The organism is Micromonospora andamanensis (assembly GCF_016863495.1).
In the GTDB taxonomy this organism is placed as follows: Bacteria; Actinomycetota; Actinomycetes; order Mycobacteriales; family Micromonosporaceae; genus Micromonospora; species Micromonospora andamanensis.
Genome location: NZ_BOOZ01000018.1, coordinates 1 through 22,399 on the forward strand (window position 1 = coordinate 1; position 22,399 = coordinate 22,399).

At 71.4% G+C, this 22,399-nt stretch carries 23 protein-coding genes and 1 pseudogene; 5 read left to right on the forward strand and 19 right to left on the reverse strand.

Translation table 11 applies throughout. The annotated features are described in order from the left end of the window. Position 1: 1 nt before the first annotated feature. Entirely contained in the window at positions 2-1,168 is a 1,167-nt protein-coding gene (gene argJ, locus Van01_RS16805) for a bifunctional glutamate N-acetyltransferase/amino-acid acetyltransferase ArgJ (protein ID WP_204008037.1), read from the reverse strand. Further along, on the reverse strand, positions 1,165-2,166 hold the full coding sequence (argC, locus tag Van01_RS16810; protein WP_204008039.1) for an N-acetyl-gamma-glutamyl-phosphate reductase: 1,002 nt from the start codon (positions 2,164-2,166) through the stop codon (positions 1,165-1,167). Before argC ends, argJ begins: the two co-directional genes overlap by 4 nt. Positions 2,167-2,427: 261 nt before the next feature. On the opposite strand from argC, the gene Van01_RS16815 reads away from it, so the two are divergent. The 4 genes and pseudogenes from Van01_RS16815 (at position 2,428) to Van01_RS16835 (ending at position 5,462) form a co-directional block, all read left to right on the forward strand. After that, entirely contained in the window at positions 2,428-2,640 is a 213-nt protein-coding gene (locus Van01_RS16815; RefSeq protein ID WP_204008041.1) for a hypothetical protein, read from the forward strand. A 663-nt stretch (positions 2,641-3,303) separates the two neighbouring features. Next, positions 3,304-4,500, forward strand: a complete 1,197-nt coding sequence (locus Van01_RS16820; protein WP_204008043.1) for a helix-turn-helix domain-containing protein — start codon at positions 3,304-3,306, stop codon at positions 4,498-4,500. A 309-nt stretch (positions 4,501-4,809) separates the two neighbouring features. Next, positions 4,810-5,169, forward strand: a pseudogene (locus Van01_RS33650) (hypothetical protein); the annotation flags it as partial. Next, positions 5,166-5,462 (forward strand): hypothetical protein, encoded by a 297-nt coding sequence (locus tag Van01_RS16835; RefSeq protein WP_204008048.1) that lies wholly within the window; start codon positions 5,166-5,168, stop codon positions 5,460-5,462. The pseudogene Van01_RS33650 and the gene Van01_RS16835, both read left to right, overlap by 4 nt. A gap of 44 nt (positions 5,463-5,506) precedes the next feature. Here the strand turns inward: Van01_RS16835 and Van01_RS16840 are convergent, their stop codons facing one another. The 13 genes from Van01_RS16840 to Van01_RS16900 form a co-directional block, all read right to left on the reverse strand. Further along, on the reverse strand, positions 5,507-6,532 hold the full coding sequence (locus Van01_RS16840) for an NAD-dependent epimerase/dehydratase family protein (protein WP_204008050.1): 1,026 nt from the start codon (positions 6,530-6,532) through the stop codon (positions 5,507-5,509). Between the two features lie 8 nt (positions 6,533-6,540). After that, positions 6,541-7,320 carry a glycosyltransferase family 2 protein gene (locus Van01_RS16845; protein ID WP_204008053.1) on the reverse strand — a complete coding sequence of 260 codons (780 nt, stop codon included), beginning with the start codon at positions 7,318-7,320 and terminating at the stop codon, positions 6,541-6,543. After that, the gene (locus tag Van01_RS16850; protein WP_204008061.1) at positions 7,320-8,522 is read right to left on the reverse strand and encodes a nucleotide sugar dehydrogenase; all 1,203 of its coding nucleotides are present in this window, start codon (positions 8,520-8,522) and stop codon (positions 7,320-7,322) included. The genes Van01_RS16845 and Van01_RS16850 overlap by 1 nt, the downstream gene beginning before the upstream one ends. 243 nt (positions 8,523-8,765) lie before the next feature. Continuing rightward, a complete protein-coding gene (gene pheT, locus Van01_RS16855) occupies positions 8,766-11,342 on the reverse strand; it encodes a phenylalanine--tRNA ligase subunit beta (RefSeq protein WP_204008064.1) in 2,577 nt (858 codons plus the stop codon). 36 nt (positions 11,343-11,378) lie between these two features. Then, positions 11,379-12,446 carry a phenylalanine--tRNA ligase subunit alpha gene (gene pheS / locus Van01_RS16860; RefSeq protein ID WP_204008066.1) on the reverse strand — a complete coding sequence of 356 codons (1,068 nt, stop codon included), beginning with the start codon at positions 12,444-12,446 and terminating at the stop codon, positions 11,379-11,381. Between the two features lie 213 nt (positions 12,447-12,659). Continuing rightward, positions 12,660-13,457, reverse strand: coding sequence for a TrmH family RNA methyltransferase (locus Van01_RS16865; RefSeq protein ID WP_204008068.1), 798 nt, complete (start codon positions 13,455-13,457; stop codon positions 12,660-12,662). Between the two features lie 68 nt (positions 13,458-13,525). Beyond that, positions 13,526-13,918: a 50S ribosomal protein L20 gene (rplT, locus tag Van01_RS16870; protein WP_093404272.1), complete on the reverse strand. Its 393-nt coding sequence runs from the start codon at positions 13,916-13,918 to the stop codon at positions 13,526-13,528. Positions 13,919-13,950: 32 nt separating this feature from the next. After that, positions 13,951-14,145, reverse strand: coding sequence for a 50S ribosomal protein L35 (gene rpmI / locus Van01_RS16875; RefSeq protein WP_013732809.1), 195 nt, complete (start codon positions 14,143-14,145; stop codon positions 13,951-13,953). Between the two features lie 20 nt (positions 14,146-14,165). Beyond that, positions 14,166-14,816 (reverse strand): translation initiation factor IF-3, encoded by a 651-nt coding sequence (gene infC, locus Van01_RS16880; protein ID WP_204008070.1) that lies wholly within the window; start codon positions 14,814-14,816, stop codon positions 14,166-14,168. A gap of 328 nt (positions 14,817-15,144) precedes the next feature. Then, positions 15,145-15,672, reverse strand: a complete 528-nt coding sequence (locus Van01_RS16885; protein WP_204008072.1) for a PH domain-containing protein — start codon at positions 15,670-15,672, stop codon at positions 15,145-15,147. After that, complete coding sequence (locus Van01_RS16890; protein ID WP_204008075.1) at positions 15,669-16,655, reverse strand: DMT family transporter; 987 nt, start codon at positions 16,653-16,655, stop codon at positions 15,669-15,671. Before Van01_RS16890 ends, Van01_RS16885 begins: the two co-directional genes overlap by 4 nt. After that, complete coding sequence (gene hisG / locus Van01_RS16895; RefSeq protein WP_204008077.1) at positions 16,652-17,497, reverse strand: ATP phosphoribosyltransferase; 846 nt, start codon at positions 17,495-17,497, stop codon at positions 16,652-16,654. The genes Van01_RS16890 and hisG overlap by 4 nt, the downstream gene beginning before the upstream one ends. A gap of 45 nt (positions 17,498-17,542) precedes the next feature. Continuing rightward, complete coding sequence (locus tag Van01_RS16900) at positions 17,543-17,806, reverse strand: phosphoribosyl-ATP diphosphatase (protein WP_088947482.1); 264 nt, start codon at positions 17,804-17,806, stop codon at positions 17,543-17,545. A gap of 138 nt (positions 17,807-17,944) precedes the next feature. On the opposite strand from Van01_RS16900, the gene Van01_RS16905 reads away from it, so the two are divergent. Beyond that, positions 17,945-18,808, forward strand: a complete 864-nt coding sequence (locus Van01_RS16905) for an ABC transporter substrate-binding protein (protein WP_204008079.1) — start codon at positions 17,945-17,947, stop codon at positions 18,806-18,808. Positions 18,809-18,854: 46 nt separating this feature from the next. Here the strand turns inward: Van01_RS16905 and ribH are convergent, their stop codons facing one another. Genes ribH through ribD form a run of 4 tightly spaced genes read right to left on the reverse strand, consistent with a single transcriptional unit; the run spans position 18,855 to position 22,304 of the window. Then, the gene (gene ribH, locus Van01_RS16910; protein WP_204008081.1) at positions 18,855-19,355 is read right to left on the reverse strand and encodes a 6,7-dimethyl-8-ribityllumazine synthase; all 501 of its coding nucleotides are present in this window, start codon (positions 19,353-19,355) and stop codon (positions 18,855-18,857) included. A gap of 5 nt (positions 19,356-19,360) precedes the next feature. Beyond that, positions 19,361-20,623 (reverse strand): bifunctional 3,4-dihydroxy-2-butanone-4-phosphate synthase/GTP cyclohydrolase II, encoded by a 1,263-nt coding sequence (locus Van01_RS16915; protein WP_204008083.1) that lies wholly within the window; start codon positions 20,621-20,623, stop codon positions 19,361-19,363. Next, entirely contained in the window at positions 20,620-21,240 is a 621-nt protein-coding gene (locus Van01_RS16920) for a riboflavin synthase (protein ID WP_204008085.1), read from the reverse strand. Before Van01_RS16920 ends, Van01_RS16915 begins: the two co-directional genes overlap by 4 nt. Before the next feature lie 2 nt (positions 21,241-21,242). Beyond that, the gene (gene ribD, locus Van01_RS16925) at positions 21,243-22,304 is read right to left on the reverse strand and encodes a bifunctional diaminohydroxyphosphoribosylaminopyrimidine deaminase/5-amino-6-(5-phosphoribosylamino)uracil reductase RibD (protein WP_204008087.1); all 1,062 of its coding nucleotides are present in this window, start codon (positions 22,302-22,304) and stop codon (positions 21,243-21,245) included. Positions 22,305-22,399: the final 95 nt, after the last annotated feature.

Sequence of the window (22,399 nt, forward strand, 5' to 3'; positions counted from 1 at the left end):
CTCACGTCGAGTAGGCCGAGTTCTCGTGCACGTAGGCGTGCGACAGATCGTTCGTCCACACCGTCGCCTCGGCGGCACCTGCATGCAGGTCGATCCGGATGGTGACGTCCCGGCCGGAGAGGTCGACCTTCGAACGGTCCTCGGCCGCCGCACCGGCCCGGCAGACCCAGATGCCGTTGACCGCCACGTCCACGGCGTCCGGCTCGAACGCGGCGCTCGTGGTGCCGACGGCGGCGAGGATCCGACCCCAGTTCGGGTCGTTGCCGAACAGTGCCGTTTTGACCAGGTTGTTGCGGGCCACCGCCCGCCCCACCTCGACCCCGTCGTCCTCGTCGGCGGCGCCGACGACCTCGATGGCGACCTGCTTGGTGGCGCCCTCGGCGTCGGCGAGCAACTGCTGGGCCAGGTCGTGGCAGGCGGCGGTGACCGCCGCAGCGAGTTCCGCTTCGCTCGGCGTGGCCCCCGAGGCGCCGCTGGCCAGCAGCAGCACCGTGTCGTTCGTCGACATGCAGCCGTCGGAGTCCACCCGGTCGAAGGTGACCCGGGTGGCCGCTCGCAACGCCGCGTCGAGCGTCGCCGACCCGGCCACCGCGTCGGTGGTGAGGACGCAGAGCATCGTCGCCATCGCCGGGGCCAGCATGCCGGCGCCCTTGGCCATGCCGCCGACGGTCCAGCCGTCGCCGGAGACAACAGTGGTCTTCGGCCGGGTGTCCGTCGTCATGATCGCCTCGGCGGCGTCAGCACCGTTGTCGCCCAGGCTCCCGACGGCGGCGTCGACCCCGGGCAGGAGCCGGTCCATGGGCAGCCGCTCGCCAATCAGCCCCGTGGAGCAGACCGCCACCTCACCCGCGCCGACCTCCTGCGGGTTGGCCGAGGTCAACGCGGCGGCGGTGTGCTCGGCGGTGGCATGGGTGTCCTGGAAGCCGGCCGGCCCGGTGCAGGCGTTCGCACCGCCGGAGTTGAGCACCACCGCCCGTACGCTGCCGCCACCGACCACCTCCTGGGTCCAGAGCACCGGCGCGGCCTTGACCCGGTTGGCGGTGAAGACCCCGGCGACACCGGTGTCGGGGCCGTCGTTGACCACCAGCGCCACATCCGGCCCGCCGCTGGTCTTCAGGCCGGCGGCCACCCCGGCCGCCCGGAATCCTCGGGGTGTGGTCACGGTCATGGCGCGGTCCCCCAGACGGACAGGCCCGTGGTCTCGGGCAGACCGAACATCAGGTTGGCGTTCTGCACCGCCTGGCCCGCGGCACCCTTGCCGAGGTTGTCCAACGCGGCGACCACGATCAGCCGGCCGGAGTCGACATCGACGGTGGCCTGTAGGTGACAGGAGTTGCCGCCCAGCGTGGCCGCCGTGTGCGGCCACCGCCCCTCGGGCAGCAGGTGCACGAATGGCGCGTCCGCGTACGCCTGCGCCAGCACCGTGCGCGGGTCGACCTCGCCTGTCGGCAACGCGGTGACGGTGGCCAGGATGCCGCGCGGCATCGGTGCCAGCACCGGCGTGAACGACAGGCCGGTCACCCCGGTGGCCTGCTTGATCTCGGGTACGTGCTGGTGCGCGCCCACCTTGTAGGGCGACAGGTCGCCCATCACCTCGCTGGCCAGCAGGTGGGCCTTGGCGGCCCGGCCCGCACCCGAGGTGCCGGACGCGGCGACGACCACCACGTCGTCCGGTCGGGCGGCACCGGCGGCGATCAGCGGGGCCAGCGCGAGGGTGATCGTCGCCGCGTAACAGCCGGTGTTGGCCACCCGGTCGGCGGCGGCGATCCGCTCCCGCTGGCCGGGCAGTTCGGGCAGGCCGTACGTCCACGTACCCGCGTGCGGTCCGCCGTAGTAACGGGCCCAGGCGTCCGCGTCGACGAGCCGGTGGTCGGCGCCGAGGTCGACGATCCGGACGCCGGCGGGCAGGTGCGCCGCGAGGGCGGCAGACTCGCCGTGCGGCAGGGCGAGGAAGACCAGATCCGCCTCGGCCAGCACCTCCGGCGTGGTCGCGCCGAGGGTCACGTCCAGCCCGGTCAGCTGCGGGTGAACGGCGTCCAGCCGCTGCCCGGCCTGGCTGTGCGCGGTGGCGGCGACCACCTCGAACTCGGGGTGCCCGGCGAGCAGGCGGAGCAGTTCACCACCGGCGTACCCACTCGCCCCGGCCACCGCAGCCCGAATTCCCATACCCACCTCCGCATGACTATGCAGCGAGGCTAACAGCAGCGGCGCGCGCGTTGCAAGTTCATACAGTAAGCCGCATGAGAATGAAGTCGGGGGCCGGACGGGGCTCGCCAGCAACCGATCCGACCGACCGCACCCATTCGTCGAGGCAGTTCGACAAAGTCAGCCGTAGCTCACATCGATCACGGCACCTTCCAAACTGACGGTAGCCAGGGCGACATGGCTAGGCTGACCCAGCTCGGGTGACGGTTGGAAGGAGGAGCGTTGAGGCACGGCCGGCGCGACCGTAAGCGTTGGGAACAGGTCGTGGAACTCCTGGCCGTCATCATGCTGGCGATACCGACAAGCCTGATTCTGTTCTCCGGTGACCTGTTGTGGCGGGACGGCCTGGCGGCAGGCGTCCTGCTGCTGGCTACGTTAACGGTTCCACCGGGTCTGGCGCTCTGGGTGATCGAGCGTCGGGGTCGCCAGCGATGAGTGACAAGCTGGGTGACGACGGGTGCGGACATTACTGGACGAGCCCGGCCGATGACGGACTGTTTCAGCAGGTCAGCCATGCCGTCAGCGCAGGTCACAAACGCACGCTGGTTCTTTCGGGACGAAGGCATCAGATCCCCACTGCGCCACGACTCGGGGTCTTGACCGGCGAGGACGCTGAGCTGCGTTCGTCGGGAACCTGACTCTGTCGCACTGCTGGGGCAACGGCGGTGGTCAACCGCGACTACCGTCGCGGCCATGGGAGCACTCAAGCCGTGGCACCTGGTCGTTCTCGCCCTGTGCTGTCTCCTGCCAACGGCAGTAGCCATCGTTGGGGGAGTCTGGGCGGTCCGGCGAAGCCGCAACCGTCGCTGATCCGCGTGCCCTGGGTCTATCCGATTTCCAAACTGGCAGTCCGCGAAACTTAACGCTGGTGGCCCTGTCACTGTCGACAGCAACGGTGACAGCAACAGGGTCGAATACGGCGAGCCGAAGCCAGCCGACGAAGGATCAGCGCTCGACGTCAGCGACGTGCATGGACCACCCCGGACGGAGCGCCCAGAACTTACAAGCGAGGGGTCAACGGCGTGCGACGTTGAGGGTACGGTCGATGGGGTGGCGGCTGGGCAGGTTCGCCTGGCCTGTTGAGCTTGGAGCGGCGTTATGGCCTCGTCCGTCGATCCGCGCTTCGGCGTAGCTCTGCGTGAGTTTCGGGAGCGGCGTGCTCTGTCGCTTCGTTCCCTCGGGCGGCTCGCTCATCGGAGTAAAAGTCATCTGCACGAGTTAGAGACAGGGCTGAAGGCTCCGACAGCGGACACGGCGCGCCACTTGGACCAGATTCTCGACGCGGGAGGCGTGCTTGCTGGCCTGGTCGATGCGCCGATCGACCACGCCGCCGAGGCCGTCGAGCTGCTTGCGAGAGCCGCCGCCAGTGACGTGAGCAGAGACGTGCTCGATCGGATCGAGCAGGGCGTTGACGACCTTGCCAGTTCCTATCCGACGATGGCTCCGGCGGATCTCTTGCCGTTGGTGCGGCGGCACCTCGCCTATGTGGGGCGGTTGCTGGATGGACGGGTCACGCTTGCTCAACGGCGTCGGCTGTTGATTGCCGGTGGCTGGCTGGCGGTGCTGCGGGCGACCGTCCACATCGATTTGCGGCAGCGGAGTGCTGCGGCTGCTCACTTGCGAGCTGCTCGTGATCTTGCCGAGCATGCGGAGCATGGCGAGATCCAGGCATGGTGTCTCGAAACCCGGGCCTGGGATGTATTGACTCAAGGTGACTACCGGACGGCACTCGATCTTTCCGATCAGGCTCAGCGGGTCGCCCCGAAGGGTAGCTCCGCCCGCATTCAGGCGACTGCTCAGGAGGCTCGTGCGTGGGCGCGGATCGGGGACGTGGGTGCGACTCGGCGCGCGTTGGACCGGGTTGAGCGGCTGACGGCGAATCTGGCTGTTCCCGAGCGCGCCGAGCACCACTATCGGTACGACCCAGCTAAGGCCGCCGCGTATACGGCGACGACGTTGGCGTGGGCGGGTGACCCTGGTGCCGAGCAGGTGGCGCGGGCGGTGTTGACGGATCTGGATCCGCACGGTGATGTGGGAGCGCGGCCCCGCCGGTCCGCGTCGGCTCGTCTCGACCTTGGCCTTGCCCTGGTCGCTGCCGGTCAGCCGGATGAGGCGGTGGCACTGGGGGCGCAGGCGGTGGCGTCCGGGCGGGTGGTGCCGTCGAACTGGTGGCGGGCTGCGGAGTTGCTGGCGAAGGTGGAGCAGTCGGGGGTACCCGAGGCCGCGACATTGCGTGATCTGTGCATCGAGTACGCCCCGGGACGTCGACCACCAGCGGACAGCACACCTGGTTAGCGGACAGTCACCTTCTGGATCGACAACGCGCGCAGCGTGAGGCTTGACCTCTGCAATCGGGCGCGGATCGAGGCACATCAGCAGATTGCCCTCCGTGTCCTCAGGAGGGAGGGCCGGACCGGTGGCGGTGGCTATTGGACTCCTGCGGCGAATAGTCAGCCGGTACTTCCCGTCGTCACCGGCGGTGTCGGGGTTCGGCCAGCGCATCCAGACGATGGAGCAGGACGCCGCCCGGCGGCGGCTGTTGGACCAGGCGCGAGGCGTACAACAGCATCCGGCAGCGGGCAGGGATACGTCGATGTCGCGGGAGCGGCGCGTCTCGTACGACGAGTACCTGTCGGCCACCGCGTTGACCTTCGCGCGGCGGCATCGCCCGGTGTGGTCGTGGCAACCGTGGCGGCGTGTCTGCCGGTGCGGAGCCGACCTGCCGTGCCGTGCTCGGCACCGTATCCCGATCAACCGGGGCCACTGGCCGCAGGAGAACGAGCAGTGACCGGCGGCCCGGAGCAGGCGATCCTCGTGGTGCACGTCCGAGGGCTCGACGGCATGTGCGCCGGATGCCGGGCGTGGTGGTCACGGCTCGCCCCGTACCCCTGCTGGCAGGTGGACTGGGCGACCAGCCGGCAGGCTCGCGCGAGCGTCGCCCGGTTCCTGGAGGGGGTGCGGTGACCACCCACGGCCCGGTGCTGCCGACCTGGAGCTGCGGCGGCTGCGACTTGCCCTGGCCGTGCCCGACCCGACGGCGGGAGCTACGCGCGGAGTACGCCGACGCGCCGGTGTCGCTGGCGCTGTACCTCGGCGGCTATCTCGTTCAGGCGGCCGAGGACATGCCCTGGGCACCGGCCGGCGCACTGCACCGCCGCTTCATCGGCTGGACCCGACAGCCGCTAGCAGTACAGCAGCGAAGTACAGCAACCGTGCCAGCCGAACCGGGCCGGAACGGGCGTCACCAGGCCGGATGACCTCGGACGACAGCCGCTCCGGCCGGCTTGCCGAGAGTGCACACCTAGAGGCGGCCCTCGTCGACCGCGTGGGTGACCCAGGGGATGACCTCGTCGAGCATCTCATCCAGGGACGTGGTCGCGGTGAAACCGAGCACCTCGCGGGCCTTCGTGGTGTCCGGTACGCGCTTCTGCACGTCGTACTGGAAGGGGTCGTCGCTTACGTGCCGGAACGGAACGTCAGCGCCCTTGATCTTGTGCCAGATCAGCTCGGCCAGTTCCAGGACCGTTGTCGACTCGGCGGTGGAGAGGTTGAAGTCCTCGTTCCGGGCCGCCGGGTGCTCGATCGCGAGCGCGATCCCCCGGGCCAGGTCGCCGCCGTAGGTGTAGTGCCGCACCTGGTCGCCCGCGCCGAGAATGTGCAGCGGATCCTGCCCCTTGACGATCTTCTGCACCAGGTCGGGTACGACGTGCGACATGGCCAGCTTGACGTTGCCGGAGAGCACCTCGGCCTGGCCCAGCGCCCGCCCCTCCCCCACGCCTACGCAGTTGAACGGTCGCACGATCGTGTAGGGCAGTTGGTACTGGTCCCAGGCCGCCCGGGCGTAGTACTCCACGGCCAGCTTCTGGAAGCCGTACGAGGACAGCGGCGGCGGGATGCGCCGTTCGTCGCCCTCCCGGCTGGGCCAGTGCTCGGTGGACTCGAACACCATCGAGGAGGAGAGGTAGGTGACCTTGGACAGGCGACCGGCGCGGTGCGCCTGGATCGCCGCGTCGCAGGTGGCCGCCATGATCCGCTCGTTGGTGGCGAGCAGGTCGTAGGCGTACGCGTGGAAGTAGGAGATCCCACCGATCATGGCGGCACCGGCGACCAGGTGGTCGCAGCCGTCGAGCAGCCCGGTCAGCAGATCGGTGTCGCGGGCGTCCCCCTCGACGAACCGGAACCGCGGGTGCCCCTCGTGGCTCTGGGCGACCGGGCCGTACTTCGAGAAGTTGTCGACACCCACCACCTCGTGGCCACGGTCGAGCAGCTCCGCGACGAGATAGCCACCGATGAAGCCGGCCGAACCAGTTACCAGGACCTTCGCCACGTACGCTCCTATGCCGTCTTCTCGAACTCGGTGCCGCGCGGACTCGGCACGGCCGCCGTCCGCACCCGGGCGGTCAGCTTCTCCCGGCTCAGCCGTCGACCGTAGGCGAACAGGTACCAGCGCAGGTAGCCGGGGAGGAAGCGGCCCAGGTCGAAGTGGGACTCGCCGAGTGGCCGGTCCAGCCAGATGGTCGGGATCTCGGCCACCGGCAGGCGCAGCCGGGTGGCCTTCGCGGTCAGTTCCAGCCCGATCTCGAAGCCGGTCCGCGACTCGATGCCGACCTCCCGGACGAACGCCGTGTCGTACGCCTTGAAGCTGTTCGTGGCGTCCCGGGTGCCCGCCCGCGCGAAGGTGTAGAGGCTGCGCCCGGCCCAGCGGGACATCATCCGCTTCAGCCTCGGCCCGCCGACCTGCTGGCCACCCGGCATGTACCGGGAGGCGGCGGCGACCACCACGCCCCGGTCGACCAACCGGGCCAGTTCGTCGATCTGGCGGGGATCGTCACACCCGTCGGCCATCGTGACCACCGCGACCGGCGCCAGGGCGGCGTCGATGCCGAACCGGATGGCGTTGGCCGGGCCCCGACCGTAGGTGTTGAGCACCGCCCGGACCCTCGGGTCGGTACGCGCGATCCGCTCGACGTACGGGACCGTGGTGTCCTCCGGCATGTCGTGCACGATCAGCACCTCGGCGGGCAGCATCAGCTCGCGCAGCATCCGCTCCAGGCAGCGGACGATCGCCTCACCCTCGTTGTAGACCGGCACGATCACCGACACCCGGGGATTCATCACACCCGCACCCCCTGCCCGGTCAGACCCCACATGTCGATCACCGGTTTGTCGGTGTCGAGACGGGCGTACTGCTCGTGCGGCGCGGCGATGACCAACAGGTCCGCCCGGCGCAGCACCTCGTCGAGGTCGACGAAGCGCTCGTCGGCCACGTACGGGTCGGTGCAGAGCGTCTCCCGCGTCTTCAACGCCAGGATCTTGCGCAGCTTGTACGCCAGGCTCTCCCGGGGGTCGTCGCTGCCGCCCTTGAACGCCATGCCGAGGATGCCCACCGTCGAGCTGGCCAGGTCGAAGCGGTCCTCCAGGCGGGACACCAGGTACAGCGGCAGCCCTTCGTTGATCAGCATCGCCGAGTGACCGAGGACGAAGTTGTTCCGGTTGAACGCGGCCAGTTGCATGGTGTCCTTGAACAGGCACGGTCCGGCGGCGAAGCCGGGCATCGGCAGGTCCGCGGCGCGCGGGTAGTCGTACGCCACCGCGTGCCGGATCCGGGCGAAGTCCAGCCCGAAGTCGTTGGCCATCATCCAGAACTGGTTGGCGGTGGCGAACTTGATGTACCGCCAGGTGTTGGTGAACAGCTTCGCCAGCTCGGCCTCCTCGGGTTCGAGCGGGACGATCTGGTCGGTCAGGTGCCGGAACAGCTTCTCCGCCCGGGTCAGCGCCTCCGGGGTCCGCGCGGCCACGATCTGCGGCAGCGTGAACAGCTCGGTCATCGCCCGGCCCTCGGCGATCCGCTCCGGGCAGAACGCCACGTCCGCGCGCAGGCCCTTGCCGGCCAGCAGTTTCTCGGTGAGCGCGGTGACCCCGGGGTAGACGGTGCTGCGCAGCACGATCAGTTGACCGTCCCGCAGGTGCTCGGCGCAGCGTTCCAGCGCCCGGGGCACGGCACCGAGATCCGGGTTGAGGTGCTCGTCGACGGGCGTGCCCACCACGACGATCAGGTGCTCGGAGAGCCCGACGGCAGCCGGGTCGGTGGTGGCGCGCAGCCGCCCGGCGGCCACCGCCTCGGCCAGCGGAGCCGCCGCGCCGGGCTCGGCGAAGGGCAGGGTGGCCGCGTTGACGCCCGCGACCGCCTCGGCGTTGATGTCGTACAGCACGACGGACAGCCCACGGGCGGCGAAGGCGATGCCCAGTGGCAGGCCCACCCGGCCACAACCACCGACTATGCAGACGTCGACCGAGGCGGGTGGATCATCGGACATGAGGGGGACTCCCGTGGGGGTGGCGGGGTGGTGACGGTGGCGGCACTCGGAATCCAAGCAGGCTAACCGCTCGGACATGACTCGCGGGTAACCAAACAGCTATCGGTGTTGACCTTTCGGTCGACCTGTCACCCACCGCACCATCGCCATCACCCAGCGCATGTCACCGGAGCGTCCCACGGCGACGGTAAGGGCTCCTCTCCCCGACGCGAGGCGTCGGGGAGAGGAGCCCTTACCCGCCCGTCAGGCGCCCCGGAGGGTGGCCCCGAAACGTTCGGCCACCCGGGCGACGGCGGCGTCCCGCGCGGCCACCGCCTCCTCCACCGTCAGCGTCCGGTCCGGCGCGCGGAAGGTGAGCTTGTAGGCAAGCGACTTGCGTCCGGCGCCGAGCTGCTCCGAGGCGTACACGTCGAAGAGACGCACCGACTCCAGCAGCTCACCGGCGCCCTCGGCGAGCGCCTGCCGCACCTGTGCCGCCGGCACCGACTCGTCCACCACCAGCGCCACGTCGATGAGCGCCGGTGGGAACGTCGACACCGCCGGCGCGCCGACCGGCGGGGCCGACGGCAGGGCGTCCAGGTTCAGCTCCATGGCGCAGGTGCGCTTCGGCAGCTCCAGCGTCGCCACGACCTGCGGGTGCAGCTCACCGGCGTGGCCCACCACCGTGCCGTCGACGAGCAGTTCCGCGCAGCGGCCCGGGTGCCAGGGGGCGTACTCGGCGGAGCGCACCTCGACCCGCTGGTCGGGCACCCCGGCGGCGGCGAGCACCGCCCGACCCGCCTCGACGGCGTCCGCCCAGCCGGCTGCCCGGCCACCACCCCACCAGCCGGCCGGCTCGATGTCGCCGGTCAGTACGACAGCGACGTGCCGGGGCTGATCCGGCACCACCGCGTCGGCGGCGGCGAACTCCGCGTCGGTGGGCCGCCGGTCGACGCCCATCGCCGGTGGGCTGCCGGCGTCCGGCCGGGGGTGGAAGACCGTGCCGATCTCGTAGAGGGACAGGTCCCGCAGGCCACGGCCGAGGTTGCGGCGGACGATACCGAGCAGCGGGCCGAGCAGCGTGGTGCGCAGCAGCGGCTCCTCCTCCGACAGCGGGTTGGCCAACCGCACCGTCCGGCGGCGCCTGTCGTCGGCGGGCAGGCCGAGCTGGTCGGCCAGTTCGGTGGCGACGAACGGGTGCGCCAGCACCTCGACGTGGCCCCGCTCGGCAAGGGCCCGGGACACCGCCCGGTTGCGTCGCTGCTGCCAGGTCAGACCCCGGCCGGGTGGCGCGGTCGGCAGCACCGACGGCACCTTGTCGTACCCGTCGAGGCGGACCACCTCCTCGACCAGGTCCGCCGGGTCGGTCAGGTCGGGCCGCCAGGTCGGCGGGGTGACGCTCAGCGTCTCACCGCCACCGGCGGTCACCGCCACCTCGCCCGGGTCCTCGGCCAGCCGGTCGGTGCCGCGCGCCACGGTGCAGCCGACCTGCTCCAGCAGGGCGACCACCCGGGCCGGCGGGTAGTCCACACCGACCCGCCGGCTGGGCAGGTCGGCCGGCAGGGTGACCGGGGTACGCGGCCGGACGTGGTCGATGTCCAGCACCTGCTCGCTCGCGGTGCCGCCCGCGTACGAGGTGAGCAGCCCGACCGCCCGGTCCAGGGCGACAAGCGGCAGCGCCGGATCCACCCCCCGCTCCCAGCGCTTCGCCGCCTCGCTGAACAGCTTGTGCCGGCGTGCGGTGCGGCCGACCATCGCCGGGTCCCAGTGCGCGGCCTCGAAGAGCACGTTGACGGTGCCCGGCAGGACCTCGCTCGTCTCTCCGCCCATCACGGCGGCGAGCGAGATCGGCGTGCCGTCGCCCTCGGCGGCGAGCGGGTTCGGCAGCCCGGCGTCGCAGATGACCATGTCCTCGGGGGCGAGGGCGCGGGTCACCCCGTCGAGCGTGGTCAGCTTCTCCCCCGGTACCGCCCGGCGCACCACGAGTGGACCGGCGATCCGGTCGGCGTCGAAGGCGTGCATCGGCTGGCCGAGTTCGAGCATCACGTAGTTGGTGATGTCGACAGGCAGCGAGATGCTGCGGATGCCGGCGACGGTGAGGCGCTGCCGCATCCAGTCCGGGGTCTGCGCCGTCGGGTCGACGCCGCGCACCATCCGGGCCGCGAACCTGTCACAACCGACCGGGTCGCGCACCTCGACCGGGTACGCCGGCTCGGGCGTGCCGGGCGTCGCGGGCATCCGGCCCCGGTCCGAGTAGTCCAGACCGAGGGCGTGCGCCAGCTCACGGGCCAGCCCGCGCAGGGACATCTGGTAGCCCCGGTCCGGGGTGATCTCCACCTCGACGATGATGTCGTTGAGGCCGACCACCGGCCGGGCGTCGTCGCCGGGCTCGGCCACCACGTGCTCGGGCAGCACCAGGATGCCGGAGTGGTCGTCGCCCAGGCCCAGTTCCTTGACCGAGCAGATCATCCCGTTGGAGTTGCGCCCGTACGTCCGGCGGGCACCGATGGCGAAACCACCCGGCAGCACCCCGCCGGGCAGGATCACCACGACCCGGTCGCCCGGGGCGAAGTTGCGGGCACCGCAGACGATCTCCTGCGGCTCGCCGGTGCCGTTGGCGGCACCCACGTTGACCCGGCAGAACCGGATCGGCTTCTTGAAGCCGGTCAGCTCCTCGATCTCCAGAACCTCACCGACCACCAACTGCCCGGTGACCGTACCGGACAGGTCCACGATGGACTCGACCTCGATGCCGAGGTCGACAAGGGCCCGCTCCAGCTCGTCGACGGACAGGTCGGGAAGGTCGACGTACTCGCGCAGCCAACTCAGAGAAACTCGCATGACTTGTAACCACCGTCTCCGTAACTCGCGCCCGCACTAAGCCCCGTGGCCGAACGCCCGGGTGAACCGGACGTCGCCCTCGACCAGGTCCCGCATGTCGCCCACCCCGTGCCGGAACATCACAGTGCGGTCGATGCCCATGCCGAAGGCGAATCCGGAGTAGACCTCCGGGTCGATGCCGCAGGCCCGCAGCACCCGCGGGTTGACCATGCCGCAGCCGCCCCACTCGACCCACTGCGGGCCCTTGCGGTGCTCCGGGAACCACACGTCGAACTCTGCCGACGGCTCGGTGAACGGGAAGTAGTGCGGCCGGAACCGGGTCTTCGCTCCCTCGCCGAACATGGCCCGGGCGAAGTGGTCGAGGGTGCCGCGCAGGTGCGCCATGGTGATGCCCTTGTCCACCACCAGGCCCTCCACCTGGTAGAAGACCGGGGAGTGGGTGGCGTCCAACTCGTCGGTGCGGTAGACCCGGCCGGGCACGACCACGTAGATCGGTGGGGTCCGGGTGAGCATGGTGCGCGCCTGCACCGGCGAGGTGTGGGTACGCAACACCAGGCCGGAACCCTCAGGTGCGATGTGGAAGGTGTCCATCAGGCCGCGGGCAGGATGGTCGGCGGGGATGTTCAGCGCGTCGAAGTTCGTCCACTCCAGCTCGACCTCGGGCCCCTCGGCCACCTCGTAGCCCATCCCGATGAACAGGTCGCTGATCTGCTCCATCAGCAGGGTGATCGGGTGTCGGGAGCCACGCGGACGCCTGTCGTACGGCAGCGTCACGTCGACTCGTTCGGCGACCAGGACCCGCTCGGCCTGCTCCCGATCCAGCACCTCGGCGCGGGCGGCGTACGCCTGCTCGATGTTCCGGCGGGCCTCGTTGACCCGCTTGCCGGCGTCGGCCTTGGCGGCCGGTGGCAGCGCGCCGATCTCCCGGCGGGCCAGCGACACCGGGGACCGGTCCCCCAGGTGCGCCGGGCGGATCGCGGTGAGCGCGTCGGGATCACCGGCGGCGGCGAACGCCTTCTCGGCCTCGGTCACGGCCTCGGCCAGGGCAGCCGGGTCGAGCAGGGCCACCTGCTTCGGGTCGTACGGATCGTTGCGGTAAGTCATGGCGTACGGGCACTCCCTCACGACGGCGCCAGCCCTCGCGGGCGGCTAGGCGAGTCTACGGACGCGCGGCTGTGCCGCAGCCCGCCGGTGGGAGTCGCGTGGAGAGCAGGTCAGGCCCGCCGCCCGCCGACACCGGCGGGCTGGCTAAACGAACGCCGTGGTGCGTTCACCATCGGGGCCGCATCTCCTCCGTCATGTGCGCGTGACCTCGGGTCAGCGCTGTGCTCTCGCTGAAGCGTACAGGCAGACAGCCGCCGCCGCAGCCAGGTTCAGGCTCTCGGCCCGCCCGTGCAGCGGCACCCGGACCCGGGCGTCGGCCGCCTCGGCGAGTTCGGCGGGCAGGCCGTGCGCCTCGGAGCCGAACAGCCAGGCCGTCGGTGCGGCCAGCCGGCCGGCGTCGGCAAGCGCGTCCAGGTCGTCGTCGCCGTGGCCGGTGGCGGCGAGCACGGTCAGCCCGGCGGCCCGTGCCGCGGTGAGCGTCGCGGCCGGGTCGCGTTCCCGGACCACATCGACGTGGAACAGGCTGCCTGCCGACGCCCTGACGCACTTGCCGTTGTACGGGTCGACGGCGTCGCCGGTGAAGATCACCGCTGTGGCACCGGCCGCGTCGGCGGTACGCAACACCGTCCCGGCGTTGCCCGGGTCACGGATGTCGGCCAGCACGGCCACCAGCCGGGGGCTCCGGGACAGCGCGACGGTCAGGGCCACGTCGAGGTGTTGGCAGACGGCGACCAGCCCCTGCGGGGCGACGGTCTCGGCGAGCGCGGCGACGGCGTCGTCGGTCACCTCGGAGACGGGTACGTCGTCGCGGGCGGCGGTCGCCGCCAGGTCGGCGTACCGATCGAGGGCGGCCGGGGTGCCGAACAGCTCCAGCACGGTGCCGGGGCGCCCCAGGGCCTCCCGGACCGCCTGTGGTCCCTCGGCCAGGAACCGGCCGGTGGTGTCGCGCTCGCGGCGACGCTGAAGTCGGCGTGCGGCCACCACCCGGGGCGTACGCGGTGTGAAAAGCATGATCGTCTCGGCCACGCGCGCGAGGCGCCCCCCGTCGCCGAGGGGCGCCTCGCTGCGCTGCGTGGGACTCAGGCGGCCTGGGCCGGCGCGCCGCCGGTGCCCTCGGCCTGCACGGCGGCCCGGGCCAGCTCGACGATCGCCGCGAACGCGGCGGCGTCGTTGACGGCCAGGTCGGCCAGGATCTTGCGGTCGACCTCGATGCCGGCCAGGCGCAGGCCCTGGATCAGCCGGTTGTAGGTCATCCCGTTGGCGCGGGCACCCGCGTTGATCCGCTGGATCCACAGCTGCCGGAAGTCGCCCTTGCGGTCGCGACGGTCCCGGTAGGCGTACTGCATCGAGTGCAGCACCTGCTCCTTGGCCTTGCGGTACAGCCGGGAGCGCTGACCGCGGTAACCGCTCGCGGTCTCCAGCAGGGTACGGCGCTTCTTCTGGGCGTTCACAGCCCGCTTGACGCGTGCCATCTCAACTCCTTCTTGGATTCAGGTGGCGCGCGTCAGCGGCCGAGCAGCTTCTTGAGGCGCTTGACGTCGGACTTGGCGGCCTCGACCACGCCGGTCAGCCGGCGGGTACGGGTGGAGGGCTTCTTCTCCAGGTTGTGCCGCAGACCGGCCTGCTGCTTCATGATCTTGCCCTTGCCGGTCACGCGGACGCGCTTACCCGTCCCCGTGTGGCTCTTCATCTTCGGCATGTGGAACGTCTTCTCCCCTGTTACTGACCGCTGGTGTCAGCGGTCGTGCCGGTCTCACCGGCTGCTGCGCTCTCACTTGTCACCGCAGGTTCGGTGGCCACCGCGGTGGCAGGCTCCTCCGCGGTCCGCTCCCGGGGCCCACCACGGGACGCCGTGGCGGCGACCGCGGATGCCTTCACGGCCCGGTGCGGAGCGAGAACCATGATCATGTTTCGGCCGTCCTGCTTAGGAGCGGACTCCACGTATCCCAGTTCCGTGATCTCGGACTCGAGCCGGCGCAGGAGCCGGTAGCCCAGCTCCGGGCGGCTCTGCTCGCGACCGCGGAACATGATCGTCACCTTGACCTTGTCGCCGGCCTTGAGGAACCGCACCACGTGACCCTTCTTGGTCTCGTAGTCGTGCGGATCGATCTTCGGCCGGAGCTTCATTTCCTTGATGACGGTCTGCTGCTGGTTACGCCGCGCTTCGCGCGCCTTCAGTGCGCTCTCGTACTTGAACTTGCCGAAGTCCATGAGCTTGCACACCGGCGGGCGCGCCATCGGCGCAACCTCGACCAGGTCCAGATCGACGTCCGCGGCCAGCTGAAGGGCGCGCTCCAGCGGGACGATGCCCACCTGCTCACCCTCGGGGCCGACCAGTCGGACCTCACGTGCCCGGATCTGCTCGTTCACGCGTGGTTCGACGCTGATGGGGCCTCCTCGAGTCGGATCTTCATGCGTGGCCGACCCGGTGGCTCCCGGTGGGAGCCGGCCCGGAAAGTAGAAGGCCCCGGCATATGCCAGGGCCCGCTCGACCGGTCGGCACGATCACAGGATCGCGCATCCGGGACCGGGACATGCCCGGAACCGGTGACCGGACCCGGACGCCACAGGCGGCGACTCGGGTGGGAGCAGGCGCTCCGCTTTCACGGCCACCCGCCGGAGCGGACAGCCTGGTCGACTCGACAACACTACACCCTCGGTAACGGGCACCTCAAACCGACCCGCCCGGCGGGACGGATCAGCGAGCCGCGCGCTCGGTGACGGCAGTCAGGTGCGCCTGGTGCAGGCGGCGCAGCGCCCGGACGCCGTCCACGGCCAGTTGCTTGTCGGCTGCCTGGAGGGCGACGACCGGGAGCAGATCGTCGTCGTACAGCTCCAGCGCCGCCCACGGGGCGCCCCTGTCGAACCGGACTCCCCGGACGACCTCCCAGGGCAGTTCGTACGAGCCGATGATGTTGCGGACCCGGACACCCCGCATGTCCGCCTCGACCCGAGGTCGGGTGAACAGCAGCGCGCCCAGGGCGAACACGATCCCGAGCCCGATCATGGCGAACTGGTCACCCCGCTGGAAGGTGCCGTAGCCGTTACCTGTCGGTCCGGTAAGCGTGGTGGCGACCAGCGCGAAGACCACGACCAGCAGGATGGCCGACACCCAGCAGACCAGCCGGATCCGTCGCGGTCGCAGCTTGATCGGCTCGGTGCCGGTCGCCCGCTCGCGCTCGCCCGTGCCGGCACTTGGCTGCGTCGCGTCCCGCCGCTCGCTCATGGCACAAGTCTGCCATCCGGTTCCGGCGGGCCCTCCGCCGCCACACTGATGTCGACCTCGGGTGCGGTGGCGCGGGTGCGTGGGCCGCGCCCGGCGACAAGCACCGCGAGCAGGGTGAGCAGCGCGCCGGCCAGCACCGGCAACCGGGCACCCGGCCCCTGCGGCAGCAGCACGTCCAACAGCAGGGCACCGGCGAGTTGTCCGCCGACCAGGGCCAGACCGGTCCGCAGCACCCCCGCCGCGCGTACCCCGACGACCAGGCTGGCCACGATGCCGACCCCGAGCAGTCCACCGGTGTACAGGTGCCAGCCGTCGGGCCAGCGGATCGACGGGCCGGTGAACGCGCCGGCCAACGCCGCCACGAGCAGCACCACAGGCGTACTGACGACGAAGTTGACAGCGACCCCGGCGGCGGCCGACCCGGCCGCGGAGATCCGGCCGTTGAGCGCGGCCTGCAAGGCCACGGCGACGCCGCCGGCCACCGCGAGCAGCAGCAGACCGACGGCCAGGTCACCGACGGGTTGGCCGGCCTGCGCGAGGGCCACCGCGGCCACCCCGAGCAGCGCCCCGGCGAGCCGGGGCACGGTGAGCGGCAGCCGGCCCACCGGGGCCAGGCCGGCCCGGTCCGAGGCCAGCCCGCCGAGGCTGCCACCGGCGACCTGGGCGATGGTGAACACCGCGACCCCGAGCACCGGAACGGCGTACGCGGCGAACACCACGATGGCCGCCCCGCCCAGCCCACCCAGGTACGTCCACCAGGGCAGGCGGGACCGCCGCAGGGCGACCAGCCCGGTCCGCATCGACGGCAGCGCCAGCAGGCCGACCAGGACCAGCAGGCAGCCGCCGAGGTTGTTGACCACCGCGCCCAGGGAGGCGTTGCCGACCCGCTGCCCCAGCTCCGCGTTCACCGCGCCCTGGGCCGCCGAGGCGATCCCCCCGAGGGCGACGAGCGTGAGTGCGAGCGCTACCGGCGGCCGACTCACAGCCGGCAGGCGTGGATGTTCGTGACCAGGATCGCCCGGGCGCCGAGTTCGTAGAGTTCGTCCATGATCCGGTGCACGTCGTCGCGGAGCACCATGGCCTGCACGGCCACCCAGCCCTCCCGGTGCAGCGGGGAGACCGTCGGCGACTCGATGCCCGGGGTGAGCGAGCTGGCCCGGTCCAGCAGCCCGGCCGGCACGTCGTAGGCGAGCATCACGTAGCGGCGGGCCACCAGCACCCCGTGCAGCCGGCGCAGCAGCTGTTCGGCCTGCGGGTGCGAGGCCGCGCCGGTGCGGCGGACGAGCACCGCCGAGGACCGCAGCAGCGGCTCACCGAAGACCACCAGGCCGGCCTGGCGCAGCGTAGCCCCGGTCTCGACCACGTCGGCGACCACGTCGGCGACGCCCAGCCGGATGGCGTTCTCCACGGCCCCGTCGAGGCGGATCACGTCGGCCTTGACGCCCAGCTCGGTGAGGTGCCGCTCGACCAGGCCCGGGTACGCGGTGGCGATCCGGTGCCCGCCCAGCTCCCGTACGTCGTCGACGTCGTCGGGCCGGGCAGCGAACCGGAAGGTGGCCCGGCCGAAGTTCAGGTCGACGATCTCCTCGGCCGGCGCGCCGGAGTCGATGAGCAGGTCGCGGCCGGTGATGCCGACGTCCAGGTCACCGGAGCCGACGTAGGTGGCGATGTCCTTCGGCCGCAGGTAGAAGAATTCGATGTCGTTGGCCTGGTCGCGGCAGACCAGGTCCTTGGTGTCGGTGCGCTGGCGGTAGCCCGCCTCACGCAGCATCTGGGCGGCCGAGTCGGCCAGGGCGCCCTTGTTGGGTACGGCGACACGCAGCATGACGGAGTGCTCCTTCGATCGGTTCCGGGTCGACGGTGGGGGCACTCACAGATGTCGGTAGACGTCCTTCAGGTCGAGACCGCTGGCGAGCATCAGCACCTGGACCTGGTAGAGCAGCTGGGAGATCTCCTCGGCGGTGCGCTCGGGCCCCTCGTGCTCGGCGGCCATCCACGACTCGGCGGCCTCCTCGACGACCTTCTTGCCGATGAAGTGCACGCCCTTCTCCAGTGCGGCGACCGTGCCCGAGCCGGGGGTGCCGGCCGCTGCCTTGGCCTGCAACTCCGCGAACAACTCCTCGAACGTCTTCACGGAGACGGATTCTCGCAGTCGCCCTCGGTCGCCACGCGCACCGGGTGGGTGCTGACCGGTGGACGGGACCGGAATTCCCTACCTGGGCGATGGGACTACCCTTCGATCCCCGCCTATGTTGGTCGTACGCTGTCCGCCATGGTCACCACCCCGCGTACCCTCGCCTTCGCCACCGCAGCGGCCGTTCTGCTCGCGGCCAGCGCCTGCACGTCGCAGGCCCAGCCCGCACCCATGCCCACCGTGTCGACAGTGGCGTGCACCAAGGACAGCCTGCCCACCGAGACTGCCGGCAAGCTCACCATCGCCACCGGCGAGCCGGCCGAGCAGCCGTGGTTCGTCGACGACGAACCGGACAACGGTCAGGGCTTCGAGGCCGCCGTGGCCTACACGGTGGCGGAGCAGCTCGGTTACGCCCGCGACGACGTCACCTGGACACGGGTGGCGTCCGACGCCGCCGTCGCGCCCGGGCCGAAGAACTTCGACTTCGGCATCGACAGGTTCTCGATCACGGACGAGCGCAAGCAGGCTGTCGACTTCTCCGCGCCGTACCACCTGGTCCGGCAGGCGGTGATCACGCTGAAGTCCTCCAAGATCGCCGGACGGACCGCGCTCGCCGAGCTGCGCGACGCCCGGCTCGGTGCCCAGGCCGGCACGACCGGCCACCAGGCCATCACCGACGTGGTGAAGCCGAAGTCCGAGCCACGGACCTACGACAGCAGTGACGACGCCAAGAAGGCCCTGCGGGACGGGCGGATCGACGGCCTGGTGGTGGACCTGCCCACCGCTTTCGACATCACCGGCGCGGAGATCGACGACGCGTTGGTCGTCGGGCAGTTGCCCCAGGTGGGCAGCCCGGAGGCGTTCGGCCTGCTGCTGGGTAAGGACTCCCCGCTCACCGGCTGCGTCAGCGCGACGGTCGGGCAGCTCATGGGAAACGGCGTCCTCAAGCAACTCGAAACGCAATGGCTCACCGAGGCCGCAAAAGCCCCCAACCTCACCTGACCCCCACCCCACCCCACCCACCACCCTGGGGCGGGTGGGGTGGGGGTCAGGTGCCGAAGCCGACGCGCTGGTTGGCGGAGGTGGCGACCTGGCGGACGGCCAGGGCGGCGTCGAGGGCGGCGACCGTCGACGCCCAGCCCTTGTCCTCGGCGGAGTCGGGCAGGCCGGCCCGGTCGCGGGCCTGTTCGATGGTGTCGACTGTCAGCACGCCGTGGGCGACCGGCTTGCCCTCGTCGAGGGCGACGCGGGTCAGGCCGTCGGTGACCGAACGGCAGACGTAGTCGAAGTGGGCGGTGGCACCGCGTACCACCACGCCGAGGGCGACCACCACGTCACAGCGTCGGGCCAGCGCCTGCGCCACCACGGGCAGCTCCACCGAGCCGGCCACCCGGGCCACCACCGCCCGTGCGCCGCACGCCTGCGCGGCGGCCACCGCCCGGTCGAGCATGTGGTCGGTCAGGTCACCGTGCCAGCGCGCGGCGACCACACCTACGGTCAGCCCGGCCGCGTCGACCGGAGCCGAACCCGGCTCCCCGAAACCCGCCATCTGTCCTACGCTCCGATCTCTCTGCCGGGCACCGGACGCCCCATCGGCGCCTCGGACACCTCGTCAAGCTGGTCGAGCAGGTGCCCCATCCGGTCCCGCTTGGTCCGCAGGTAACGTACGTTCTCCGGGTGCGGGCGCACCGGCAGCCCCTCCCGGCCGGTGATGGTCAGGCCGTAGCCCTCAAGCCCCGCCCGCTTGGCCGGGTTGTTGGTCAACAGCCGCATCGAGCGGACCCCGAGGTCGTAGAGGATCTGCGCGCCGGTGCCGTAGTCACGCGCGTCGGCCGGCAGGCCGAGGTCGAGGTTCGCGTCCACCGTGTCGCGGCCCTGGTCCTGCAACTGGTACGCCTGGAGCTTGTGCAGCAGCCCGATGCCACGCCCCTCGTGACCGCGCACGTAGAGGACCACGCCCCGCCCCTCGCGGGCCACCCGGTCCAGGGCGGCGTTGAGCTGCGGCCCGCAGTCACAGCGCACCGACGAGAAGACGTCACCGGTCAGGCACTCCGAGTGCACCCGCACCAGCACGTCCCGGCCGTCACCGATCTCGCCCATCACCAACGCCACGTGCTCGGCCGAGTCGTACTCGCTGCGGTAGCCCAGGGCCCGGAACACCCCGTGCTCGGTGGGCATCCGGGCGTCGGCGACCTGCTCGACCTGCTTCTCGTTACGCCGCCGGTACGCGATCAGGTCCGCGATGGTGATCAGGGCCAGCGAGTGCTCGGCGCAGAACTTCTCCAGGTCCGGCAGCCGCATCATGGTGCCGTCGTCGTTCACCAGCTCGCAGAGCACGCCGGCCGGGCGCAGACCGGCCAGCCGGGTCAGGTCCACGGCCGCCTCGGTGTGCCCGGGACGGCGCAGCACCCCGCCCTGACGAGCCCGCAGCGGCACCACGTGCCCCGGCCGAGCCAGGTCAGTCGGGCCGGTGGCCGGGTCGGCGAGCAGCCGGATGGTGTGCGCCCGATCGGCCGCCGAGATGCCTGTGGTCACCCCTTCCCGGGCGTCGACGGTCACCGTGTAGGCGGTCTGCCGCCGGTCCTGGTTGGTGTGGTGCATGGGCGGCAGGTCGAGCCTGTCGCACTCACTCTCGACAAGCGGTACGCAGATGAAGCCCGAGGTGTGCCGCACCATGAAGGCCAGCAGCTCCGGGGTGGCCAGCTCGGCAGCGAAGATCAGGTCACCCTCGTTCTCCCGGTCGGCGTCGTCCACCACCACGACCGGCCGGCCGGCGGCGATCTCCGCCACGGCCTGCTCGATGTCGGCGAAGGTCATGCCGACACCTCCGCCCCGTCGACGGTGCGACCGGCCAGCAGCCGTTCGACGTACTTGGCCAGCACGTCCATTTCCAGGTTGACCGGGTCACCCACGGACCGGGTGCCGAGCGTGGTCGCCGACAGGGTGGTGGGGATCAGGCCGACGGCGAACCAGTCGTCGCCCACCTCGGCCACGGTCAGCGAGACCCCGTCGACGGTGATCGAGCCCTTCTCCACCACGTACCGGGACAGCGCGGCGGGCAACCGGAACCGGACCGTCTCCCACCTCGGTGCCGGTTCCCGGGAGAGCACCTCGCCCACGCCGTCGACGTGCCCCTGCACCAGGTGACCGCCGAGGCGGCTGCCCAGCGCGGCGGCGCGTTCCAGGTTCACCCGGTCGCCGGTCCGCAGTGCGCCCAGCGCCGAACGGCGCAGCGTCTCGCCCATCACGTCGGCGGTGAACACCCCGCCGTCGACGTCGACGACCGTCAGGCAGACCCCGTTGACCGCTATCGAGTCGCCATGTCGTGCGTCGGAGGTGACACGTGGGCCACGGACCGATACCACTGTCGAGTCCTCCGCCGTCGGGGTGACCCCGACGACCTCGCCCAGTTCCTCGACGATGCCGGTGAACATGCCTAGCCCTCCCTCTTCCGGGGCAGCGCGGTGATCCGCAGGTCGGGACCGACCTGCGTAACGTCTGTCAGTTCCAGGTCGATTGCCTCGGCGATGGTGGTCACACCCGCGTCGACGAGCGCGGCGGGCCCGGCGCCGAGCAGCCTGGGCGCGAGGTAGCCGACCACCCGGTCGACCAGGCCGGCCGCGAGGAACGCCCCGGCGAGCCGGGGGCCACCCTCCAGCAGCACGGCCCGGACCCCTCGGGCGTGCAGGGCGGCGAGCAGCGCCGGCAGGTCGACGCCGCCGTCCGGGCCGGTGCCCACCTCGGCGGCGGTGGCCACCCAGGTGCCGGCGGCGCCGTCGCGGACCCGGGCGTCAGCCGGGGTACGCCCCGCCGAGTCGACCACCACCCGCAGCGGCTGCCGGATGGCGAGGCTGCCGTCGCGCAGGTTGCGCACGGTGAGCCGGGGATCGTCGGCGAGCACCGTGCCCACGCCGACGACCACCGCGTCGACAGTGGCGCGCAGCGCGTGCACGTCCATCCGGGCCGCCTCGGACGTGATCCACATGCTGGTGCCGTCGGCCGCCGCGGAACGCCCGTCCAGGGTCGCCGCGTACTTCCAGATCACGTACGGCCAGCCCCGGCGCATGGCGGTCAGCCAGGCCACGTTGCCGCTCTCCGCCTCGGCGCCGCGTACCCCCAGGTCGACGCGGACGCCGGCGGCCCGCAACGTGGCGGCGCCACCGGTGGCGACCGGGTTCGGGTCCGGTACCGCGATGACGACCCGGGCCACCCCCGCCTGGACCAGCGCCGTGCTACAGGGGCTGGTGCGGCCGATGTGGTCACAGGGTTCCAGGGTGACCACCGCCGTGCCGCCCTTGGCCCGCTGGCCGGCCTGGGCCAGCGCCACGATCTCGGCGTGCGGTCCCCCCGCGTACGCGTGGAAACCCTCGCCGACCACCTCGCCGTCGACGTCGAGCAGCACGCAGCCGACGACGGGATTGGGACTTGTGGTGCCGAGCCCGCGCGCCGCGAGTTCGATCGCACGACGCATCGCCTCGTCCACGGACACGCTCGCCATCGCCTGCCGTCGCCCTCTCGCTCGTACGCGCGGGCAGGGAGCTGGGCCGGGTGGCCACGGGCAGGCAGCGGAATCCGGGTACGGCACAGCCGCCC